At 35.8% G+C, this 24175-nt stretch carries 23 protein-coding genes and 1 pseudogene; 5 read left to right on the top strand and 19 right to left on the bottom strand.

Annotation, left to right across the window (positions count from 1 at the left end; genetic code table 11):
- From WBG45_RS04185 to WBG45_RS04225, 9 genes and pseudogenes are all read right to left on the bottom strand, one after another.
- Nucleotides 1–263 (bottom strand): annotated as a pseudogene (locus tag WBG45_RS04185) (hypothetical protein); the annotation flags it as partial.
- A gap of 66 nt (nt 264–329) precedes the next feature.
- Nucleotides 330–1448 carry an N-acetyldiaminopimelate deacetylase gene (locus WBG45_RS04190; protein ID WP_424412531.1) on the bottom strand — a complete coding sequence of 373 codons (1119 nt, stop codon included), beginning with the start codon at nt 1446–1448 and terminating at the stop codon, nt 330–332.
- Between the two features lie 9 nt (nt 1449–1457).
- Entirely contained in the window at nt 1458–2171 is a 714-nt protein-coding gene (gene dapD, locus WBG45_RS04195) for a 2,3,4,5-tetrahydropyridine-2,6-dicarboxylate N-acetyltransferase (protein WP_424412532.1), read from the bottom strand.
- Nucleotides 2172–2243: 72 nt separating this feature from the next.
- Nucleotides 2244–3134, bottom strand: coding sequence for a LysR family transcriptional regulator (locus tag WBG45_RS04200; protein WP_424412533.1), 891 nt, complete (start codon nt 3132–3134; stop codon nt 2244–2246).
- Between the two features lie 262 nt (nt 3135–3396).
- A complete protein-coding gene (cbpB, locus tag WBG45_RS04205) occupies nt 3397–3837 on the bottom strand; it encodes a cyclic-di-AMP-binding protein CbpB (RefSeq protein WP_024535182.1) in 441 nt (146 codons plus the stop codon).
- A gap of 114 nt (nt 3838–3951) precedes the next feature.
- Nucleotides 3952–4194, bottom strand: a complete 243-nt coding sequence (locus WBG45_RS04210) for a hypothetical protein (RefSeq protein ID WP_424412534.1) — start codon at nt 4192–4194, stop codon at nt 3952–3954.
- Nucleotides 4195–4253: 59 nt separating this feature from the next.
- A complete protein-coding gene (fadH, locus tag WBG45_RS04215; RefSeq protein ID WP_024535184.1) occupies nt 4254–5024 on the bottom strand; it encodes a 2,4-dienoyl-CoA reductase in 771 nt (256 codons plus the stop codon).
- 94 nt (nt 5025–5118) lie between these two features.
- Nucleotides 5119–7221, bottom strand: coding sequence for an RNA degradosome polyphosphate kinase (locus tag WBG45_RS04220; RefSeq protein WP_424412535.1), 2103 nt, complete (start codon nt 7219–7221; stop codon nt 5119–5121).
- Nucleotides 7214–8764 (bottom strand): Ppx/GppA family phosphatase, encoded by a 1551-nt coding sequence (locus tag WBG45_RS04225; protein WP_424412536.1) that lies wholly within the window; start codon nt 8762–8764, stop codon nt 7214–7216. Before WBG45_RS04225 ends, WBG45_RS04220 begins: the two co-directional genes overlap by 8 nt.
- A gap of 144 nt (nt 8765–8908) precedes the next feature.
- On the opposite strand from WBG45_RS04225, the gene WBG45_RS04230 reads away from it, so the two are divergent.
- Nucleotides 8909–9376, top strand: coding sequence for a YkyB family protein (locus tag WBG45_RS04230; protein ID WP_424412537.1), 468 nt, complete (start codon nt 8909–8911; stop codon nt 9374–9376).
- A gap of 500 nt (nt 9377–9876) precedes the next feature.
- Here the strand turns inward: WBG45_RS04230 and WBG45_RS04235 are convergent, their stop codons facing one another.
- The 7 genes from WBG45_RS04235 to WBG45_RS04265 form a co-directional block, all read right to left on the bottom strand.
- Complete coding sequence (locus WBG45_RS04235; protein WP_424412538.1) at nt 9877–11196, bottom strand: MFS transporter; 1320 nt, start codon at nt 11194–11196, stop codon at nt 9877–9879.
- 26 nt (nt 11197–11222) lie between these two features.
- Nucleotides 11223–12095 (bottom strand): NAD(P)-dependent oxidoreductase, encoded by an 873-nt coding sequence (locus tag WBG45_RS04240; protein WP_424412539.1) that lies wholly within the window; start codon nt 12093–12095, stop codon nt 11223–11225.
- Nucleotides 12096–12360: 265 nt separating this feature from the next.
- Nucleotides 12361–13605, bottom strand: a complete 1245-nt coding sequence (locus WBG45_RS04245; RefSeq protein ID WP_424412540.1) for a hypothetical protein — start codon at nt 13603–13605, stop codon at nt 12361–12363.
- Nucleotides 13575–14618, bottom strand: coding sequence for a DUF58 domain-containing protein (locus WBG45_RS04250; RefSeq protein ID WP_424412541.1), 1044 nt, complete (start codon nt 14616–14618; stop codon nt 13575–13577). Before WBG45_RS04250 ends, WBG45_RS04245 begins: the two co-directional genes overlap by 31 nt.
- Nucleotides 14619–14755: 137 nt before the next feature.
- Nucleotides 14756–15694: an AAA family ATPase gene (locus tag WBG45_RS04255; protein ID WP_424412542.1), complete on the bottom strand. Its 939-nt coding sequence runs from the start codon at nt 15692–15694 to the stop codon at nt 14756–14758.
- Nucleotides 15695–15803: 109 nt separating this feature from the next.
- Entirely contained in the window at nt 15804–15992 is a 189-nt protein-coding gene (locus WBG45_RS04260) for a Spo0E family sporulation regulatory protein-aspartic acid phosphatase (protein WP_424412543.1), read from the bottom strand.
- 92 nt (nt 15993–16084) lie between these two features.
- Nucleotides 16085–16273, bottom strand: a complete 189-nt coding sequence (locus WBG45_RS04265; RefSeq protein WP_424412544.1) for a hypothetical protein — start codon at nt 16271–16273, stop codon at nt 16085–16087.
- A gap of 119 nt (nt 16274–16392) precedes the next feature.
- Between WBG45_RS04265 and WBG45_RS04270 the strand changes: the two genes are divergently transcribed.
- The 3 genes from WBG45_RS04270 to WBG45_RS04280 are packed head-to-tail and all read left to right on the top strand — an operon-like array spanning nt 16393 to nt 17967.
- Nucleotides 16393–16614 carry a DUF2187 family protein gene (locus tag WBG45_RS04270; RefSeq protein WP_424412545.1) on the top strand — a complete coding sequence of 74 codons (222 nt, stop codon included), beginning with the start codon at nt 16393–16395 and terminating at the stop codon, nt 16612–16614.
- Between the two features lie 35 nt (nt 16615–16649).
- Nucleotides 16650–17264 (top strand): lysostaphin resistance A-like protein, encoded by a 615-nt coding sequence (locus tag WBG45_RS04275; protein ID WP_424412546.1) that lies wholly within the window; start codon nt 16650–16652, stop codon nt 17262–17264.
- 49 nt (nt 17265–17313) lie between these two features.
- Nucleotides 17314–17967, top strand: coding sequence for a hypothetical protein (locus WBG45_RS04280; protein WP_424412547.1), 654 nt, complete (start codon nt 17314–17316; stop codon nt 17965–17967).
- Nucleotides 17968–18008: 41 nt separating this feature from the next.
- On the opposite strand, the gene WBG45_RS04285 is transcribed toward WBG45_RS04280, so the two are convergent.
- Nucleotides 18009–18455 (bottom strand): MarR family winged helix-turn-helix transcriptional regulator, encoded by a 447-nt coding sequence (locus WBG45_RS04285; RefSeq protein ID WP_424412548.1) that lies wholly within the window; start codon nt 18453–18455, stop codon nt 18009–18011.
- A 925-nt stretch (nt 18456–19380) separates the two neighbouring features.
- A complete protein-coding gene (locus WBG45_RS04290) occupies nt 19381–20841 on the bottom strand; it encodes an ATP-binding protein (RefSeq protein ID WP_424412549.1) in 1461 nt (486 codons plus the stop codon).
- A gap of 196 nt (nt 20842–21037) precedes the next feature.
- Between WBG45_RS04290 and WBG45_RS04295 the strand changes: the two genes are divergently transcribed.
- A complete protein-coding gene (locus tag WBG45_RS04295; protein WP_424412550.1) occupies nt 21038–22786 on the top strand; it encodes a B12-binding domain-containing radical SAM protein in 1749 nt (582 codons plus the stop codon).
- 22 nt (nt 22787–22808) lie between these two features.
- On the opposite strand, the gene WBG45_RS04300 is transcribed toward WBG45_RS04295, so the two are convergent.
- On the bottom strand, nt 22809–24158 hold the full coding sequence (locus tag WBG45_RS04300) for a TrkH family potassium uptake protein (RefSeq protein ID WP_424412551.1): 1350 nt from the start codon (nt 24156–24158) through the stop codon (nt 22809–22811).
- Nucleotides 24159–24175: the final 17 nt, after the last annotated feature.

Here is a 24175-nt window from a genome sequence, read left to right on the forward strand (position 1 = left end):
ATCATGATAAAAATAGGGACTGAAGCTCGAGAAAGTGTCTCATAGAAATTCCCTGAAAACCAACCAAATAAATCCGTTTTAAATGTATCTTCCGAAACTTTCATTGCCGAAACATGGATAGCTACAACTGCAATAGTTGCATAAATACGTAAGTAATCTAAATAAAAATATCTTGTCATTCCTTCACTCTCCGATAATCTAATTACTTTTATTTTCACACGAGTTCTGAACACGTCTTGAGCAGTAGCTATATATACTATCACACATCAAACAAAGTAGTGTCTTAGCTCAAGAAAAATTCACCTTCGCTTAAAAAGTTTTCATAATTTTTAGAGTGAACGTATATAAGACTCAACAAATGGTACGAGATACTCAATAACTTTTTCATCAGGATTCAGTTTGGCATTGTGTAGTCCATATGATGAATCGACACCAGCCCAAAATAGCAAGCCAGGAATTTCTTGAAGGAAATAGCCAAAATCCTCTCCGGTCATCGCTGCATCACATTCTATTAAATTAGTTGCTACATCTTGTTCCGCGAATTCCATAAAATTCGAAGTAATCTTTGGAGTATTAAAGACTTGATAGTATCCTGAGCCATAATCAATTTCAACTTTGCATTCAAATGCCATTTCAGTTGCCTTACATAATGCTTCAATTCTATTTTTCACATGAATCATCGTCTGTGCATCCATTGTACGAATAGTTCCTTCTAATCTTGCATGACCTGAAATAATATTTTGAACTGTTCCAGAAGTCATCTTACCAATTGTTACTACTGCTGAATCTAGTGGGTTAATCGAACGACTAACAATCGTTTGAAGTTGTAATAACAAACTTGCAGCTGCAACCGACATATCTTTTGTGCGATGTGGAAACGCTGCATGTCCTTCTACGCCATGGAGATCGATAAATAACTCTGAGGTGTTAGCAAAAAGTAAACCTGGACGAGTTGCGATAGTACCTACTGGATACTCTGGTGCGATATGAAAAGCATATATCACATCCGGAATAAATTCAGGGTGATCTTTTTTCAACCATTCTCGCATCGGCAAAGCACCGCCTGGACCCTCTTCTGCTGGTTGGAAAAGAAACACTATGGAATCATCCATCGGCAACTCAGTCATTCGTCTCAACAATCCAAGAGCAACTGTCATGTGAATATCGTGACCACATGCATGCATAAAACCTTCATGTTTTGACGGGAACGAAATGGTTGTTTGTTCATCTATAGGAAGACCATCGATATCTGTTCTCCAACCAATCGTTTTGGTTGGATTTAATCCTTTCACATGAACTAGAACTCCAGTTTTCCACTTCACAACTGTTAAACGCTGTTGATTCAAAGCATATATTTCTTCTAATAAATAAGCTTGTGTTTTAAATTCTTGGAATCCAATTTCAGGAATCTGATGTAAATCACGTCGTATTTGTTGAAGAGTTTTCATCAGTGACTCCTACAATTGACGAAGTTCTTGCATGATTTCTGTTTTTGACTTTGTTTTATCATCGATCTCTTTGATAACTTTAGCGGGCATACCTGCAACTACAGTATACGGAGGAACATCTTTTGTAACGATTGCCCCAGCTGCAACAACCGAACCTTTCCCTATCTTCACGCCTTCTAAGACTACTGCGTTAGCGCCGATCAATACATCATCTTCAACAATTACTGGCATAGCTGAAGGTGGCTCAATAACACCTGCTAATACAGCGCCTGCGCCTATATGACAGTTTTTACCTACTGTAGCTCGTCCACCTAAAATGGCACCCATATCAATCATTGAACCATCACCAATAACAGCTCCAATATTAATTACAGCACCCATCATAATGATGCAATTGTTACCGATTTCTACTTGGTCACGGATAAATGCACCTGGCTCAATTCGAGAGTTGACCCCTTTTAAATCTACTAATGGAATAGCCGAGTTACGACGATCATTTTCAACCACAACATCTGTAATTTGATCTTTATAAATAGCTAATGCTGTTTCAATTTCAGACCATTCACCGAATAACACTAGAGAATTCCCTTCTCCAAATACTTTCGTTTGATCTCCAAAAGAAAGGTCTTTTAAGTTTTCACCATTAACATAAACCTTTACTGGTGTTGACTTTTTAGCGTGTTGAATATAAGAAATAATTTCATATGCATCCATTTGTTTCATCTTTGATGAACTCCTTTCAATCTTGCAAAATATGGACTAATTGTACAGCAAATCGAATCACAATACACGTATTTAATTTGTATAATCATGCAGTTTCTTTGCATGTTCTTTCACAACCTCGACAAATGCTTCAACTTGTCTTAGTTCAAATGCTGATTCATACCCTATTAACCAAGTATCACGAGTTAATTCAAATTCTTCTGCTTGGTTCGTTAAGGCTATTTTATTAACCTTCTCTAATCCACTTAAAGTAATAGAAGGTAGAATAGCATACCCTATTCCATTTAAAGCCATTTGCTTGCATGTTTCAATTTGATCAACTGTGATTTGACGTCTTGGACTAGAGGCGAAATGACGTTGCCACCATGCTTGAATTTCTTGATAATAGTTGGAGTCGCTTTTAAATTGAATGAAAGGTCGGTCCGTTGACAAAACATCTTCAAGTTCTTTTAATTCTTGGTCTACCAAATATAAGGTATCACGGAATAAATGGATTTTTGTACCTTTCCATTCAGTGTGACCACGAACAATTCCAATATGAGCTTCCCCATCATATAAAGCTTTGACAATTTCTGAACTCCAACCTGTAATGAGCGAAATTTTTGCTTCTGGATATTTCGTAACAAAATCTTTCAACACCATTGGTAGCCAGTTCTGTCCGACAATTGAAGCGCATGCAATTTTTAGTGTTCCATGAACTTTCGAGGTCAAAGATTGTAGGATTTCAAAGATTTCTTCTTGTTTTGCAAGTGTATCAATAGCGAATTGAATGATGATTTCTCCAGCTGGTGTTGACGTTAAGCCCTTTTGTGAACGAAGAAAAAGTTGAGCTCCCCATTCTTTTTCAATCGATTGCAATCGTTGAGATAGTGCTGGCTGAGACAGGAAAAGTCGTTCTGCAGATTTTCTCATATTGCGCTCTTCAGCTAAAATTTTAATGATTTGAAATTCATTGGTTGTCACTCATTTCGCTCCCTTCCAAAACTAATCTAAGAAAAATTTTTTTTAAGTAATCATCATGACAACAACATTTTTGTAGCCTTGATTGAATTTATTTGGTAGTACAGGTTCCCGGTCTGCTTCCTACGCTTTGCCTGTTGCAAGATGTTCACTTGAATAAAGAGAATGGGCTTGTTACTACTTCACTGCAAATATAAGATAAACAATAACTCTAAACAAAAAGAAGACCTCCAGTGTGGAAATCTTCTTTCATTTTTGCATATTACTAATTATTTTGATAGATATGTTTTTTTAATTGTTTTAAGACAACTCGTCTTGTTAAAATGCCTACAAATGTTTCTTCATCATCTACTACGCATAAGAAAGGATGATTGATTAATAGGTCAAGCCCTTTTTTAAACTTTTCATTAATATGAATGGATGGAACCGGTGATTGCATTAAAGAATCAACTTTTAAATCCGGCAAACGTTCGTATTCAATGTGGTCTAATCCTAAAATGGCATCTGTTATCATCTGAGTACTAACTAAACCTTTTAAGCGGTATTTAGTATCTAATACAGGAATGGATGAATACCCTGTTTTGGTTAATACTAGTAAAGCATGTTCTGCACTATTTCCCATTTGCACATGAGCTACTTTTTCTGATGAGATGATGAATTCTTCGATTTGCATTTCTAAAAAATCTCTGCTTGTAACCGAAATCATACACTTCTACTCCTTTTTCTGTTCTACTAGTGAACAGCATACTACTCGTTTATCATATCATATTCCGAATAAAAACACTGATGTAAACCTTTACCTATAAAAAAACTTCTTCACCTAATACGGTGAAGAAGTTGCATAAAAATATCCGACTAGTATGGTGACAAACACTAATGCAGCAATATAGACCCAGATGATTGGATTGAGTGTAAACGGATGGTCTTTAATTGCTACTGGGATTGGTGAATCGTTTGTTTGGTCTCTTTTTCTTTCAAATACCATAATTCTTTTGGTCGTATAAAATCCAACTGCGCAAATGAAAATTATTACACCGAATAACGGCCACGTCCATAAACCCATTTTCATCCTATCCTTTCAGTGGAGTAGAGTTAGTATGGGTTAACTTCTAAAATTTAAGCTTAAAAAGGAAATTTATTTAACCATTGTCCACCATCTAAAGTGACAATCTCGCCATTCATATAAGCCGCTTTGTCAGAAAGCATAAACGCAGCAAGATCTGCAATTTCTTCTGGCTTGCCTAGTCGTCCTAATGGAACAGACTTTAATGTTCGTGCAGCAGCCTCTTCAGATTCCCACAACTTATCAGCACCGCCAGTACGTTCAATAGGTCCTGGAGCAATTCCATTTACTCGAATGCCATATTGAGTTCCCCATTCAACTGCCAAGGTGCGTGTTAAAGACATAACTCCAGCTTTAGCAGCTGCAGAGTGAGCAACGCCCGCTCCTGCATTCCAAGCATACGTTGCTAACATATTTAAAATGGATCCTTTTTGTTCTTTTTCAATCCAATAATTCCCTACAGCTTGAGAACAATAAAAAGTACCGTTCAAAACGATATCAATTACTGATTTCCAGCCATTTGGTGAGAGTTTTTCCGCATGAACGATGAAATTACCTGCCGCATTGTTTACAAGTCCATCAATTCGCCCAAACATTTCGTGTGTGTAATTGACCATAGCTTTCACGTGTTCAGGTTCACGAACATCCATTTGAAAAATGCCTACATGACTAAAATCATGAGAAATTGCTTTTTGTGCAGTTTCTAAACGTTCTAAATCACGACCAGTAATAACTACGTTTGCTCCTTCTTCCACAAAACGCTTAGCCATATAAAATCCCATTCCACTTGAACCGCCAGTAATAATAATTGTTTGGTCTTTTAGTAACATTTTAATACCCCCTATAATATTTCTGAATATTCGTTCATAATTATATTATGCCATTACTATTCCACAAAAGTATATAGGAAAAGAGTAAAATGCTTTATTCTTCATCCTTTGAAACACGATAGACCAAATTCAATAATTCTTCCTGACTGTTTATCATTTCGTCATTTTTTTTCGGGAAACGATAGTGGTACTCACCGTGTTCATCTTGCTCCCGTAACTTCGCCGTATCTTGCATTTGAAGTAAGATAACATTCATGATTCGTTGTTTAATAAATGTGTCGACTATGGGAAAAAGAATCTCCACACGTTTAATCATATTTCTTGTCATCATATCTGCTGACGATAGAAAAACTTGATTATCTCCATTTTGATGGAACCAATAAATCCTTGAGTGTTCGAGAAAACGCCCAACAATACTAATGACACGAATATGTTCACTAATCCCTTTAATTTGAGGACGTAAACAGCAAATGCCACGAATAATTAAGTCAATTTTAACTCCAGCAATTGAAGCCTCGTACATTTTTATGATGAGTTCTTTATCCGTAAGAGAATTCATTTTTGCACGTATATAGCCATTGCCATGTTTTTTATGAAAGATAATTTCCTGATCAATCAATTTTATAAATTCATCTCTAATATCATAAGGAGCGACCACAAGATGATGAAAAACAGGTTTTTCTGTATAGCCACTTAAATAGTTAAAAAAATTGGTTGCATCGATTCCAAAGTTTTTCTTTGTCGTGATAATCCCCATATCTGTATATACTTTAGCAGTTTGATCGTTGTAGTTTCCTGTTCCTAAATGAACAAAGCGTTCTATTCGTCCATTTTGATTTCTGACGACTAATGTGATTTTTGAATGCGTTTTTAAATTATGCATACCATAAATAACAAGACATCCAGCTTGTTCTAATTCTTTTGCCCAATGAACGTTATTCTCTTCATCAAATCTTGCTTTCAATTCAACTAATACAGTAACTTGCTTGCCATTCTCTGCAGCTTTTTTGAGCGCATGAATCATCGGAGAGTTCCCGCTTACTCGATATAAAGTCTGTTTAATCGCCAGCACATTTGGATCCTCTGCAGCTTCAGCTACAAATTCAATAATCGGGGCAAAAGATTCATACGGATGATGGAAAAATAAATCCTGTTGCAATGCTTTTTCAAATATATCTTCATCTGATGTCAAATCAACAGGTGGTTGAGGGATGAAATTTTCAAATTCTAATTGTTCCCGTCCAACTCTTATTTCTTTAATAAATGTAAATAAAAATGTCAAATCAATCGGGGATTCAAGTTTAAAGACATCGTCTTTATGTATCTCTAGTTCATTAAGTAAATAATTTAATACTTGTTGATTAATTTCATTTGCGCGAACTTCTAAACGACTTGCTGCACCCCACTTACGTTTTTTTAACTCTCTTTCAATTTCCACTAACAAGTCACGTGCGCCTTCTTCGTGAATTGTTAAATCAGCGTTTCGAGTCATCCTAAAAGCAGTGGCTGATTTAACTTTATATCCATAAAATAACGTGTTTATTTGATCAATAATCAAGTCTTCCAAATATACAAAAGTATCTCCTTTTTTAGAAGGGACTTTAATCATTCTAGTCAAAACGGAAGGAACTTGAACGATTGCAACTTTTTCATTGATTTCATCTTCACTTTGCTGTTCAAGAATGACAATAATATTCATAGTTTTACTTAAAAGTGTTGGAAAAGGTCGATATGCATCCACAGCGACCGGCGTTAACACAGGGAAAACATGTTCTTCAAAAAAATGTTGTGTAAATATTTTTTGCGTTTTAGAAAGTTCATCCATCATTAATACTTGTACATCTTGTTGTTTTAATTGCTCATAAACGAGTTCCTGATAAACGCTTGATTGTCGTTTAACCAATGCATGAGTTTTTTGAGCGATTTTTTCAAGCTGTTGTTTCGGAGTCAATCCAGCTTTATTTTCAGGTTTTTGAAACCCCACTCGCACTTGATCTTGAAGTCCTGCAACGCGCACCATAAAAAATTCATCCAAATTGGAGCTGAAAATGGCTAAGAATTTCAAGCGTTCAGCTAAAGGATTGCGTTCATCTTCTGCTTCCTGTAAAACACGTTCATTAAAAGCTAACCAACTTAATTCACGATTGTTATAATACGCAGGGTTATCTTTTTCAAATAGTGTTTGTTTTTCAGTCATTCGTATCTACATCCTTCTCAACAAATTGCAGACTGACTTCACACTTACATAATCGTTCTAAATGTTTCTTCTGTTTGCCTGCTTGATATTCCTCAGCCATAGCATTTCCACTAACAAAAATCTTCATTCGAACACCGTCCTTAGAAGATTCCATTGATAAGTCATTGACGATTGAGCGTTTTGAACCATTTAGTCCATAGGCAAATTTCAATATTGCCCCTAACTCTCTCAAATGTTTTAGTTCTGCTTTCTCAATCCATTGATCAAATGGAGCAGCATACCCTTTGAATGTATCTTTATTTTTATACGAGGCTACCAATGCTAGCCTCAATCGATCTAAATGCTCTAACCCATCAATTGAACGATTTGATAGGATATAAAATGTATGTTGACTAGCCGAATCCGCATCAATATATTCTCCTAAATAGAAAAGGGCTGCCGCTCTTTCAAGCAATAGCAAACTTGCAGGCGACTGTTCAATAATGCCATTCTTCACGCACTCTAAATAAATTTTTCGTGATAAAAATTGGAGATGTTCCGCTTCATGAAGGTTAATTTCATATTCTGCAGCTAATGTATCACTGCTATGTTTAAACACTTCATGTTTATTTAATTCTTCTGGATGCGTTTGTAAAATACGATTTAACATAATACCTTCTCTTAATCCTTTACCACTGAACATAAACTCTTCTGCTTTAACCACTTTCATCAATACTCGGAAAACTTCAAGCGCAGGTAAAATAATGTCCGCTCGATCACTCGATAAACCTTCAATTTTCTTCAATTCTTGAATTGATAAATCTGATAATGTGTCACTCAGTGTATAAACATCATGCACATCCATTTTATATTGATGAACGCTCGAAATCGGATATTCTTTTCTTTGCTGATCAATTTGAGCAATGTTACGAGCGCTACCCCCTATTCCAATGACAGGTAATTTCAACCCGCTTAACCAAGGCAAGGAACGAAATTGAGCTTCTGTAAACAAAGCCAATTGTTCTTTTTCTACAGATGACATTCTGTCCCCTTTCATAAACTGTTGTTGAAGTGAAACAACTCCAAAAGGAAAGCTATGAGTGTACTGCAATTTCTTGTTTTTAAAATATGTAATCTCAGTACTTCCTCCACCAATATCAATCGTTACTGCAGACTCAGTTGGAACAGAATGGGCTACTGCAACAAAACCAAAATATGCTTCTTCTTCTTCCGTTAAAACATCTATATCTAAGTTAGTCTCTTTCTTCATTCGAACAATAATTTCTTTCTGATTGGATGCTTGACGAATAGCAGCTGTCGCAGTTACGAGAACTTCGTGCACATCATAATCTTCTAGCATTTGTCGGAAAGATAGTAAAATCTTTTGAAGTAATTCAATACCCTCTTCAGACATTTCTCCTGTAGCTTGAATATAAGTACGCAAACGTGCCACAGTTTTTATATTTTCGAATTCGCGAAGGCCTCTTCTTTCATCATAGGAATATATAACTAAGCGAATTGTATTAGAGCCAATATCAAGAATAGCTGTTTTTGGTTTTTTCATTTGTATCACCTTTTTCCATGTTTTTTTGATTTCTTCTATACAAATTGGGAAGAAATTGGTATGATAATATTTAATTGAATGCTCTGAATTTTTCTATATTCTTGTATAATTTCTCGGTTTATACGACACGAAGGGTGGGATTTCATGAAACCAAATAGGACTGATGAACAATTAGCTGCCGCTATTTATTCTGTTAATCGTCATGCAAAGACAGCAACTGATAATAAATTTCTTTATGAATTAAAAAGACTAACCATTGAAAAGATGATTGAAACCGGGCGTGCTAAAAAATTGGGACTACACTTTGTGAAAAATCCTCGATATAGTCAACAACAATCTTCTGTATTAGTCCAATGTGCCGATTACTACTTCCATTTATTACCCAAAAAAGAAGATTTCCAAAGTCTAACTCATTTGGGCCATTTAGATGAAAATTACCGTAATCCGCAAAGAAGAATGAGTTTGAATATGGCCAAGCAACTACTTAGTGAGTATACTGGCTTATCTCAAACAATTATAAAGAAAAAACCCACATATGCTCCCACCCCTATGTCTAAAAAACAACCTGTAAAAAATCGATCGTATACGTTTGGAAGCTCTTATTTAGATTAATTTATATTTACAAAATGCCGGAACCCATCAAAGTGGTTCCGGCATTTCTTTTAAAACAAAATTATGTGAAAGAATGCTATTGTTATTGAAGAACAAACGAAAGACTTTATAAGCCCCCGACATGCCTTTAGAAAGACTTTAAACCAAGTAATTTGTTAAAGACATCTTTTCAAAGCTGGATGTCCCAAATTTGTTAAACCGCTCATAGACGACAAAGATTCGCCGATAGCCACATCTTTTGCGCTCATAGTCGACAGAGATCCGCTGATAGTCAACACAAAACCGCTCAAAGCATAAAAGAATCACTCTAAATATTTCCAAAACCAATAACTTGAATTGTTAAAGACATCCTTCAAAGCTGGATGTCCCACTTTTTGTTGGTTGCGACGAGTAACCGCAGCAGCAAACTCTTTTCTTTGCAGAAGAATAGTTGGCTCTTTCTGAACGTGCTACTAGCGAAAATGTACGATAAACATAATCTAACTGAGCCTTAGTTTAAGTTATCCCATTTTATAGTCATTTGAATCATGTTTTACTCGTAAATGAATGATTAATCCAATGACCGTCATGACAATTAGGGTCGATAGAGCAATCCGACTTGCAAGGGGTCCATAATCTTGTAATTGATACGTAATGGTCCCGTACAGGACTGGCCCAATGATGGAGGATACTTTACCGGAGAATGCAAAGAGTCCAAAGAATTGTCCTCTCTTGTCTTCTGGTGACAATTCAATAATAAGTGTACGAGATGTAACCCACATTGAACCTAAAGATACACCAAACATGCTTCCAGCGATCCAAAACATCCATTGATCATAAGCAAAAACTGCTACAAATAAAGAGACTATCATAAGAATCGCAACTATACTGACAGCATTCTTAGCTCCAATACGTTTAGTGATATAGCCAAAAACAAACGAACCAATAACGGTTGAAATCGTAGATACAAGGTATAGAACAATAAATTGCCCAGATGAGAAACCAACTATGACAGTGGCATAAATCGCCATCATTGCAATTGTTGTAGCAATGGCATCGTTAATAAAGAAGTAAGCAATCATAAATGTGAAAACAGATTTATGAGACTTCATGTCTTTGAAAGTATTGATAATCTCTTTGTAGCCATCAAAGAATGACCCTTGGATTCGTTGATTTTTAGGTATAGGAGTATCTTTATTTATAAAAAATAATGGCAATGAAAATAACAAATATAAAATCGCTGTAGGAATGAATGCTCGATGAAATTCACCATCACTTACAAGCAAATAAACAAGCAATCCAAGGATTGTTCCAATATACCCAACTGCTACTCCAAACCCGGATATTAAAGGCATCTCTTGCTTTGTGCCTAAATCACTCATCATGGAATCATAAAAGACTAGACTCGAGTTAAAAAAGAATTTTGCTATAACAAAACTTATAACAACTAAGGCATAAGACAGAGGGACTCCCCACAAAAGAGACTCGCTTTCAATTCCACCAAAAACCCCCATCATAAAAGTGGCGATGATGGATATTGAGGCAAACCACACGATAAATCTCTTTTTGTATCCTGTTCGATCAATCCACACACCGAATAAAGGAGAAAACATAACTAAGAAAAAGCTTGCAATTGCATTCGCATAAGACACAAACGTGCTAGCTACTTGTTGTCTTGCCTCACTGGTTCCAATGACTTCATCCGTGTAGAAAGGGAAAAAAATAGTGTTAATATTGGACGAAAAGATTGTGTTAGCAAAATCATAAAAAGCCCAAGATAAAATCGGTAATGATAGGTAAAGAGCTATTGGACTCCGAGGAGTCGTTTGTTGATGGTCCACTCTAACACACCCCACTATTTTTTATTCTATTTATCGTACGCTTTTATCAAACTTTGAGTCCCTTCATTTTCAAATCCTTGCTCCGCTAAGTTCCTATACATTGAATAAGCCATTTCCAAACCAGGTAAAGTTAAATTCATTTTTCGGGATTCATCTAAAGCAATGCCCATGTCTTTTATGAAGTGTTTCATGTAAAAACCAGCTTCATAATCATCGTTTAACATTCTTGGCGCTAAATTAGTTAATGACCACGATCCTGCAGCACCTGTAGTAATTGATTTTAAAACCAATTCTGGATCTAGCTTAGCCTCTCTTGCATACGTAATCGCTTCACATGCGGCAATCATGGTTGACGCTATGCCGATTTGATTCGCCATTTTTGTATGTTGACCCGCTCCAGCTTTACCTTGATATACAACGTTCTGACCGAACAAAGAAAACAACGGTTGAATTTTATCGAAAACTTCTTTGTCTCCACCAACCATAATCGATAATAAACCTGACTTCGCTCCAACATCCCCACCTGAGACGGGTGCATCAAGTGAACTCATACCAACTTTTTGTGCTTTATTGTATAGTTCGATTGCAAGAGTGGGTGTAGATGTAGTTAAATCGATAACAATTAGACTAAATTTGCCGTTTTCAAAAATGCCATTCTTTCCATAATAAACTTCTTCAACGTCTGTTGGATAACCCACCATCGTGAAAATAACTTCTACTTGCGCAGCAACTTCACCAGGAGACTCTGCCCACGTTGCACCTAAATCTAGTAAATCTTGTGCCTTTTCTTTAGTACGTGTATAAATTGTTACTTCATGACCTGCCGAAAGTATATGCTTGACGATACTTTTCCCCATGACCCCAGTGCCTACAAAACCAACTTTTGCTTTTTGACTCATTATGTAACCTCCAAGTTGTTAATAATTTCTATTATTATTAGTTTATCAAAGTTCATAGATTTAAGCATCGGAACATTCCGAAAATAGAAAAATTCTTTTCTTGTTCTTGGCTAAATTTCATATGTTGAAGTGTGATAAAAGCGCAGGGGAAAACATATGCACAAAAAAAAGTAGGACACATTCCTCTCGGGAAATGTGTCCTATAAAAAGGGGGAAATGAGAATGTTGCTGTGTTCAATTATAATATGCCCACAATTCTTTTTATCTAAACCTCTTTATCAAAATATTTTAATAAAACTTTTTTTAATTCATTCATAAACCATTCCCCGTCTTTTGCGTCCATTTGTTGTCCACTATAACGCACCAAATCATAAACCTCATAGAAGCTTTCAGGAACCTGCCACTGTTCTCTGGTAAACCATTCTCGAACGGTTTCGTTTTGTTTCCTGCTATATCCCATTTGTCCTACGTTGCTTTCAAAGTCACGATATTTTTCACGAACTAAGTTCGTATCCATCGAGTAAAGCCATGTGGTTGATAACACTTTTCCTTCTTTAGAAAGTTCACTGCCACTACGGTCATATTGAATTTTTTCTTTTGCAACTTCAATCTTTTCAGTTTTATTCTTTGATAAACGCCAAACAAGTATTCCAATTCCAAGGATACTGACACAAACAAGGATGGCAAACCAAGGAAAATTAGCAGGTGCATCTAGCCATTCCGCTTGTTGTGTTTGAGCCTGTTTTACTTCTACTTTACCTTTTCGAGCGGTTTTAAAAATTTCTGGTGGATTAGTGGATTGCAGAAAGGTGTTTTGTAACCATACAAACAACAGACCAACTGGATACAAAATAAATTCGATAATGTTCCCGAATAACATAACAAACCATTCTCGAGCCTTGCTACCTATTCCAACCATTAAAGCAAAGGTAACTGCTGCAAAACTGATGATACTGAAGTAAATGAAAAGCACTTTCGAAAAAGGTACATGATGTGCAACTTTTGATCGCAACCACTGGACGACGATTCGATCTAACAAGAACAATACGGAGCCAACAATCGCAAGTATGACTAAATCTCGAAGAAGTTGAGCCATATTTAAAACCGTTATTAAAAAATATGATAATGCAAACATCACCACTAACAAAGTAAAGAAAGGTCCATCATGAGTTGCATCTTCTTGCAGTTTGGCATATCTCTCTTGAACTCGCCACACTGAGAAGGCAATAATAACCACAAGGAGCCAAAAGGGCGCACCAAATAAAAATATAGTCAATCCAACAACCACAGAAACAACTAGGGTAATAGCAATTTGGTATCCGGTTTTTAGAAATAACAAATTAACGGCAAAAGCAATACTAAACAATACTGCTAGCCATAAGAAAGCAGGATGCATTAAAGTTTCACTCGGAATAAATAACAACACAAAGGAAACCAACCACGCATCTTGCAAAAACTTTCCAAATGATTCATATTGCACTAACGACCTTGAAGGGGCAGTTCTTTCCACGGTACTTCACCTCCAAGACTTTGATTTAATCTGACGTTCACATGAATATCTTTGGACCATTTCGCGACGTAAGATGCCATCTCTTTTACATCATGCGTGAAAATTACAACCGATACTGGCAAGTTCTCATGCATATCCATATGTGACAACATTAGGTTAAAAGGAATTGTATTATCATTTTTTGATAGGATTGAAAGCAACTCCATTGCTTTTTGATGTTGCTTTTGTCCATCTCCAATAGGTAAATACAAATAAGGCGTAACCCCAAAGGACCTGACATTGACAGAGAGCGCAAACGGAATTCCCTCGCGATAGAAGTAGTCAACAAAAGAGGCAATATCCTCAATGCGCTCTTCTAGATCCGCAATAATGGAGTATCGATTGACCACGTTCAATACGAGTAATGCGGATTCATTTGCTACTTGAGTAAAAACTTTTGTTTGCAGCTTTTGCATTCTTGCGCTGGCTTTCCAGTGAATATGATGGAATTGATCTGCTGGCCCATAATCTCTCGTACCTACAGGAGAAAACAAGTCTTGAAATAACGAATGTTTATACTCACTGTCCCCTGGTTTTAATGGTGAAGCTTTACGCATGTTTTTTAACGGATACATATTCGGATAGACCAATTGCTCCATTAATATTAGAGGTTTATGTAATAATACAACTGATCCTTCACCGAATAAGTGAGGGACAGTTAATTCCAGTTTTTTTAATCTGGACAATCCTCTTTTTTGACCTTCGATTGGTATTGTTACTGTCACAACTTCATTTGTTCCAATCGTTAATGGAACCACAATTTCAATGAGCTGAGTATGACCCACATGTACATTCACAAGTGGTTTCACCGCATCTTGAAATTGCAATCTCAGTTGTCCATTCCAAATAGGTACTCCCTTATTTTCAAAAGTTAATTCCCAATTTGATTGACCGCCTTTTAGCAACCGGCCTCTTTTCTTATTGTTTAGCAACGTCAATTTCTGACCAACCTGTTTAAAATAAAGGATTTGCATGAAAGTTATAACAGCGAAAAAACAAAAAACACCTGCCGCAATATACTGCACAAGGATCACTGACATGATAAAACATAGAAAAATAATGGTAAGAACCCAATTCGTTTTTGTGGACCCATAGTAATCACGTTGCCAAGTCATCTTGCCATAGCCTCTACAGGCGCTTGAACTGATTGAATGATTTCTCTCAAAATATCTGCGGGCTCACGTATTAACATGCCTTCTGCTGTCAGCATAAGACGATGAGTAGATAGTGGTTCTACCATTAATTTAACATCATCTGGGATAACATAAGAACGACCTTTTATAAAAGCATGCCCTTGAGCAGCATGAAGAAGCGCAAGCGCAGCTCGGGAACTCAAACCCAATTCGACATGGGGATGCAGCCGAGATGCATGGATGATTTGTAAAATATACGTCTCAATATCTTCATGGACGACCACTTTTCTGACAGCACTACGCCATTGTTGAACGTCTTCGATATCAATTATGGATAAAGTTTTAACTTCACCAGGCGCTTGACTAAATTCTTTCAATATCTTTCTCTCTTCTTCAAAGCTTGGATATTTAATTTCAATTCGGAACAAAAAGCGATCTAGCTGAGCTGCAGGCAATGAAAAAGTTCCTTGCTGGGACTCAACTGGATTTTGAGTGGCAATAACCATGAAAGGTTCTGGCAATTGTATCGTTTCCCCATCAATTGTCACTTGCTTCTCCTCCATGGATTCAAGAAGACTTGACTGTGTCCTTGGAGTAGCTCGATTAATTTCATCTGCAAGTAAGATATTCGTAACCACAGGACCCGGTCGCATGATAAATTCTTGCGACTTAGGATCAAAATAACTAATTCCAGTTACATCAGAAGGTAATACGTCTGGAGTAAATTGTAGACGTTTAAACTTACCTTTAAACGAATGGGCAAACGATTTGGCCATCATTGTCTTACCAGAACCAGGAACACTTTCAAGTAAAACGTGACCTCCTTGAATTAATGCAATGATCATAAAATCTATTTCTTTTTCACGCCCAATGATTGCATCATTTAATGTTTTTCTTAATTGATTTAATTTTGACAATGTAACTCCCCCAATTCCAATTGTATAAGTATACCAAATTTAAAAATATATTAAGAATATAGAAATTAATCTGATAATTACTAATAAAAAAAACTAAGCAATCATTTGCTTAGTTTTTGATTAGTTTCATGTTGTATGTAGGATTTTCAGGATAATTTTTCCTATGATATGCATTTAATAGTTGATCTAGCTTTTCACTTAGTTGGATGGTATTAACGTTTCCAAAACCATTCTCTAGCGCAGACTTAATCATCTTTTCCCTAGTAAGTTCTAATTCATCAAGAATTGATTCTGTCACATTATACCTCCTTTAACGAACCTTTTTATCCATTATTATACACTAAGATTAGCGAAATAACACATTTTCATTGCGACAAAATACGACATTTTTCAGCTTCTCGCATCATTTTCATATGTATAAATAACGACTCCACCTTGTTTTGCAATGCCGCGAAAATGCTTAAAATCTTTTCTTTGAATAAGAATTTTACGAAACTCTAAAAAATGTTCTTTTTCTATTGTAATTGAAGTAATATTTCCTTCTTTTAAACCTTCTAATTGTTGTTCATATGTATTCATTTTAAGACCCCTTTATTGTTAAAAATAATTATGATTTAATGATGTTTTCAGAAAATACTTTACGTTACAAAAAATTTCATGCAAACTATTGATATGAGCGCATGAAGGAGCTGAAGTTTGTGGTAATCGCAACGGTTGGATCTATTATTGAGTTTAAAGATGGATTGCAAGGAATAGTAGAAAAAGTAAATGAAAACTCGGTTATCGTAAATGTTTCCATAATGGAAAACTTTGAGGAACTCGAGGTTGAAGAAAAGACTGTTGTCAATCACAAACGGTATAAAATAGTATACCTTAAAGAGCAAGAGTCTTCACCCATGACAGATGAAGAACAAGAGTGAATCTTTTTAATACGGTGTACAGGAGGTTTTCAGTATTGAATATTTTAGCTCCTAATTTACGATGGATTGCCTTACTTATTGGCGTCTATGTATTACTTTCATTCACGTTTTTTAACGAAACTATTTTTTGGTATATGTATACATTTACCATGCTATTATTTATGGCCTTATCTTTCGTCCTTGTTAAAATGGAAGACGAAGTACAAACATGGGAGTACTTAGTATTTGGTATAGGATATGGTACACTCACCTATGGACTTATTGCAACCGCTTATCGGTTTGCGTCTATTTTCACTGATGCTGCAGCGATTTCAGTCGAGCGATTTTTAACTGATTATGGTCCAACCACAGTGTGGCACTATTTATTATTGATGTTAATTATTGCACCAGGTGAAGAATTATTTTGGCGTGGTTTTATCCAACAGAAGTTAAAGGATTACATGAGTCCATTCTTTGCTGTATTAGTCGCTTCATTACTTTTCGGATTGTCTATGGCTTTTAGTGGATTTTGGTTAGGCGTCGTTGCAGCAGTTACTTCTGGGATGCTATGGGGAATTTTATACGAATGGAAAAAAAGTATGCCACTTATCATCATTGCTCATATCACAATGACCATCCTATTATTTCTCATTCTTCCTCTTAATACCTGAAACATTGTTCAATTACATCATGATTATGACTTAAAGGAGAACTAGTAAAATGAAAAAAACATGGCTTTTATTTGCATCAATTACACTTGCTATTTCCATGCTAACTGCATGCAATTCAACGGATAAAGCAAACGACAATGAGGATAAAACAGATTCTCAAGTAGAAACTACTGATGAGACAACTGGTGAGGGAACTGAAGCAGAACAAAAGACTACCAAAAAGAGGGATTCTGAAAAGACTCTTACTTATTCAGTTAAAAAGGAAGTAAAAGAAGATACTGCTATCTTAACAGAAAGTGACGATCAAAATTTTTCGCTATATAAACTAGATGGTTTTAGTTTAAAAGGTGATGAGCCTAGTATGGATTCACTTTACTTAGATGATAATCCAGCTGTATTTATGAAAGTTGAAACCATCTCAAAGGATGAAGCTTCTGTAGAAATCATCGCTAAAAATATGAAGGAATCAATTGCATCTGTCAGTATTAACAAAGAGCCAATAGAGATTGGTAAAGATAAATTACCACAAGGCGAAGGTGTATTAAATACAAGTGGATTTCAAACAACTTTTGAATTGGGTACAGTATCTGGATATGTGTTTGAACAAGGAAATCTTATTGTGCGTCTTACCATTTTCGATCAAAAGAGCGTGAACTTAACAGATGCGTTCTTGAAAATGGGCGAAACAATAGCCTCAAAATAATAAAAAATTCCGGCTCACTTAGATGAGCCGGAATTTTTATGTTAATAAGATAAATCTTTAATCGATAAACCCAACTTTTTCAGCAAAACAATCGCTTGCTGCTTTTCTTCTGAATCAAGAGCACTCATTATTTCATGTAACTGTTTCTCATGCTCGGGAAACAGTTCATTCATAAAGGCTTCCCCTTCAGGTGTAATCTCAGCAAATGTCACTCTTCGGTCAGATGGACAAGACACTCGGTGTATAAAGCCTCTTTTCTCAAGCTTATCAATTACATACGTAATTGACCCACTAGCTAATAAGATTTTATTACCGATTTTTTGTAAAGGTTGTCTTCCCTTATGGAACAATAACTCTAAAACAGCAAATTCAGTAGGGTTTAAGCCGTTCTCTTGAAAAAATTGATTTGTACATTCATGCAATGATTTATTTGCTCTAGAAAGCACAATAAATAATTTTAAGGATTGTGCTAGTTCTTCAGATTTCATCAATATCACCTTTATTCCCAATATCTCTAGTTAAAGCTAGTATATAGGGAATAGAAGAAGTTTGTCAAAATGCTTAGGATGATGATTATTTCCAAGGTGCGATCGTAGCTTTTCTTTAGTAGTAATCGATTATTCTATTCGTGCTTATTTAAACAGGCTATGTTAACTTTTATGGTTGATTTTATAAAAAAGAAGGTATCTGCACCATCTTCGCGGACGAACAGGCAAGCCTCTTCACTCGTTCCTCTCTGCGGCTGCGGGGTCTTGACTGCCCGTTTTTCCGCAGGAGGGACGCAGATTCCTTTTTATATTCAATATGGTTAAAAGACTATAGAAAACCCAAATTAATTAATGTGGTTGATATTAAATTGATATGAAGGGTATATTTGCGCCTAGCAAGCCGCAAGAAAGAATATGACCAAAGGTAGTTTGTTCAGTATTCTTTGCGAAGAGTAACCGAAGGAGTAGCTATTTGAAGAATGAGACCCACAAGGATGTGGTTTTCATTCTTGTTGGCTCATTCGGAACGTGCGGCAAGCGCAATTGCACGATAAAAAATAGCATAGGTTAACTTTTCCTGTTATAAAGCAGGTGGGAATTGGCTCCCTTTCCGCGAACGAACAGGAAAGCCTCCTCACTCGTACCTCGTTGCGGGGTCTTGCCAGTCCGTTTTTCGAGGGGAGTCGCATATTCCCTTACTATCTAATTTACTTAAAGCTATAGAAATGCTAACTTTCAAATAATGTTGTCAATGGAGTGCGGAAATCGATAGAATTTCTGTTTTTAGATCGTTCGTATTTAATTTTCATACTTGTTGGCTTATACGGAACGTGCGGCAAGCACAAATGCACAATAAACAATCTTATCTTTTAGCAGAGCCTTTAAAAATAAATAAATAAATAAATAAATATAGGTACATTCTTCTTCAATTTGAAGTTATCACTTCCCATACTGGCTTTTTATCAGGTTGGTGACGATCTGTCTTTTCATTCTTGGCATCTAAATGATAGACGGGAAGGTAAATATAAAACGTGGTTCCATGATTAAGCTCACTCTCAACTTCAATGCTACCCCCGTGATTCTCTATTGTTTGAACTGCATGTGCTAGTCCCAAACCGGTACCGCCTTCTTTTGACGTGTAAAAAGGTAAAAATATTTTATGCATTTGTTCTGAAGTCAAGCCGGATCCTTGATCATTGATCGACACACATAGTTGTTTATCATCTGTCCAAGTTTGAGTAATTTCCACTTTCCCTCCATGAGGCATAACTTCAATAGCATTTTTAAAAATATTCATGAACACTTTTTTAAATTCATAAGGATCGCCAAAAATACCGTCTGATTCACTATTCCATGAAACAAAATCAAGTTCAATATTTTGCATTTTCCCTTGTGGATACATAAAATCTACAACTTGTGAGATTAATGATGACAATGAGAAAAACTCAAAAGATCGTTCGGATGGTTTAGATAATACTAGAAATTCATTAAGGATAGATTCCATTCGATTTAGCTCACTGTTGATAATTTCAAGGTATTGACTACCTTCTTTTGTAACTTGATGAGAAAGTAATTGTGTGAAGCCTTTTAGAGAGGTCAAGGGATTACGAATTTCATGGGCAATACTTGCTGCTAATTGTCCGAGTGTTGATAGAGACCTACTATGTTCAACTTGCTTTTTTAATTGGATCTTTTCCGTTTCATCTCGCATTATGGTCACATACATATTTACGCTATTATTGAAGAAAGAATTAAATTCATAAAACTTCACTTCCCCATCAGCGTTTACTTTAGAAGTTACTATTTTAGCGGTTCCTTTTGATTGAACATCTTTAAAAAATTGACTAAGTTCATTTTGATAATCTGGTAACAATGAAAAGATTAACTTAGCATTTTCTCCCATTAATTCACTTGTGGGAATATCAAAAAAAGTTTCAATCATCTGATTGGCTTCTAGAATCGTCCCAGAAGTAGAAGTTAATATAATTCCTTGAGAGGCATATTGGAAAATGGTTTCATATTTCAGTTCTTCGTTAAAACTAAGACTTCGCGGATCTTGGACTTGCTTCAAGCGAATAATGTATTGCGAAGTTGTATCATTGTAACAGCCCTCTATATCGTAGACAGTATTACATTCGTATGAGTCGGAAACAGTAATTTGACATGTTGCGAGCTTGCAGATATTCGTATCGTGTAAGAAATTCTCCCAAATTTCTTTAGATGGCTTGTCCATTTTTCGGGTAAATTCATCAATATTACGCAGCAAGAAAATATCTCTTGCCATTGGGTTCATTTTAATAATTTCTTTATTCTCTAAAATAATCACTGAGTCTTCATCATCCCAAAATAAAAAATCGAATATCTCCGGTATTTGATCTCCAAACATGTCATTCACCTACCCTTTCGTGTACTTTTCATGCATTATATGCCATGAATATCCTTTTTATGATCAAAAAGTAAAATACACACTTAATTCAGATTATTTTATCGTATTTAAACAATTAACGTAGATATTTAGACTCATATTGTTTGAAACACTAATCCTTGTTAAAATAGAATGATGTAAAAAAGGAGAATGCTTAATGAACATCGTTTTAGCAACATTAAATGCAAAGTATATTCACACAAACTTGGCACTCAGATGCCTTAAAGCTAGCGTACAGCCTGAATTTAATCCGATAATCTCTGAATATACAATAAAAGATCCTTCTTTCAATATTGTGTCTGACATTTACTTAAAAAAACCACAAGTAGTTGGTTTTAGTTGTTACATTTGGAATATTGAAGAGACCATTAAAGTCGTCAGATTGCTGAAAAAAGTCAGTCCCGAAACGATTATTGTTCTTGGTGGTCCTGAAGTTTCTTATGACTCGAACTACTGGTTAAGACGCATTGAAGAAATTGATTATATTGTAATGGGCGAAGGTGAAATTTCATTTAAGCAATTACTACTTCACTTGGATGGAAATCTTCCACTTAAAGATGTTTTAGGAATTTGTTATATGCAAGAAGACAAATTTGTTCTTCATCCACAAGGTCCCAAAATCGACTTACGTGAAATGCCATCACCTTATCGTTTTGAGGAAGATATCCCTCACTTGTCTAAACGGATTACTTATATAGAAACGAGTAGAGGTTGCCCTTTCTCATGCCAGTTTTGTTTATCATCCATTGAAGTTGGTGTACGCTATTTCAATCGTGAAAAAGTGAAAGAAGATATCCGATATTTAATGGATCATGATGCAAAAATCATTAAATTTGTCGACCGTACGTTTAATATTAGTCGTAGCTACGCAATGGAAATGTTTCAGTTCTTAATTGATGAGCATCGTCCAGGTGTAGTTTTCCAGTTTGAAATAACAGCAGATATCATGAGACCTGAGGTTATTCAATTCTTGAACGACAACGCTCCTGCTGGGTTATTCCGTTTTGAAATTGGTGTTCAATCGACCAATGATTTAACCAATGAACTCGTTAAAAGAAAGCAGAACTTTGCTAAATTAACACGGACGGTGACAATGGTAAAAGAAGGTGGAAAAATTGCCCAACATTTAGACTTGATTGCCGGTCTACCGGAAGAAGACTACACTTCGTTCAAACAAACGTTTAATGATGTCTTTGCAATGGGTCCTGAAGAGTTACAGTTAGGCTTCTTAAAACTTTTACGTGGAACTGGTCTTCGCGTACAAGCTGAGGAATATGGCTACGTATACGTTGATCAAGCCCCTTACGAGATATTTGCGAATAATGTGTTAAGCTTTGACGATATGTTACGTATAAAACAAGCTGAAGATGTCCTTGAAAAGTACTGGAATGACCATAGACTTGATTACACGGTCGGCTATTTAGTTAGTGAAACATTTGAAACACCTTTTGATTTCTTCCAAGACTTTGGGACTTATTGGGAGCTCAAAGGCTGGTCTCGAATTGGCCATCAACTGGAAGATTTGTTTAAACGACTTGAAGAGTTTCTAATTCAAGACGGACGTGCAAACATGAACATCGTAAGAAGTTTAATGAAATTCGATTATTTAGCACATCATCAATTCCAGCCTCGTAAACCATACTGGGAAAAAGAAATGGAAAAAGATGCACAGTCTGCTATTTATCGAAAAATAATTGAAAATCCAAGCATTGCTGGAGAGTCATTCGCACAACTTCAGCTCCATGAACGTGAAGTATATAAACAGACACTACTGGTACCCTTCTCACTTGATTTAAAAGAACTTACACAGGAGCATGTGGTAGCTAAGGATGGGTATTTACTCACTTTCTTCAAGCCTGGACAAGCACCTCAATTCTCCTTCATAGCAAAAGAGCAGGTATCCTGATTTTCAGGACCTGCTCTTTTTTTCAGCCAATTATAACTCGTTCTTTTGGATAATGGAATTTGGTCTTAGTCGTTCGACCACCGATAGTGAAGAGGAATGAAATTAATCCAACACGACCTACAAACATGAGAATCATAATGAGAGATTTACCGAAATTCGACAAGTCATCCGTAATACCTAAAGACATTCCACACGTCCCGAATGCAGAGGTTATTTCAAAAACAATGGCTGCCATTGATAACGATGGTTCTGAAATTGAAAGTGCGATTGTAGCAAACAACACCATAAATAACGCTAAAATAATGACAGCGTAGGATCGAAATACATCAATTAATTGAATTTCTCGATTAAAGATTTGTATTTCATTTTTTCCACGTGCGAAATTGATTAAGAAAAGAATAGCGATGGCAAATGTTGTGGTTCGAATTCCCCCGCCTACTGAACTCGGGGATGCTCCTATAAACATCAGTGCACTCATGAAAATATTTGTACCATCAGCAAATTCTGTAATATCAACGGTAACAAGCCCCCCTGAACGAGAAGATACCGAATGGAACATCGCTGTGAATAATGCTTCATGCCAAGACATCCCTTTAAATGAATTAAACATTTCTAATGCTAAAATAACTACAGTTCCAACCAAAAGCAATAATCCAAAAGTTGCTGTAGTTATTTTTGTGAAAAGTGAAAATCTAAAGCTTTTATTTTTATTGGATAAAAACGCTTTAAGTTCGATTAACACGGGAAAACCTATTGCTCCTAGAATGATTAAAATCATATTAATGATTTGAACAAAATAATCATTATGATATGGAATCATCGACTCACCTGTTATATCAAAGCCACCGTTCGTTGTAGCAGAAACGGATGCAAACAAGCCATGTAATAATGCTTCAGAGAACGTGTCATAATATTGGGTAAAATAAAATGTCAGAATAAGAGCACCGATTAACTCAATAAGTAATAGAATCTTTATGATTTCAATAATCAAGTTAACGACTCCAGATAATGAATGCTGATTATGATCCATCATTATCAATTGACGTTCACGTAAACCAATTTTTTTCCCTACAATTAACCAAATGAAAGTACCGAGTGACATGATCCCGATTCCTCCAAGTTGAAGAATAACCATTAACATACCAATCCCAAACGTAGAATATGTATCGGCAATGTTTAATACCGTTAAGCCTGTAACACTCACTGCACTTACTGTCGTAAATAAACTATCAATAAATGATACGTTCACTCCTTGCTGATGTACACCTGGCAAATTTAATAACCCAACAGAAATCCCAATGGCTAAAAAATAATAAGAGACGATAGCTTGAGCAGGTGTTAAATTTCGAATACGACGAATGATTGGATTCATAAATAGCTCAAGTCCTT

The organism is Paenisporosarcina sp., from assembly GCF_049671445.1.
Taxonomy (GTDB): Bacteria; Bacillota; Bacilli; order Bacillales_A; family Planococcaceae; genus Paenisporosarcina.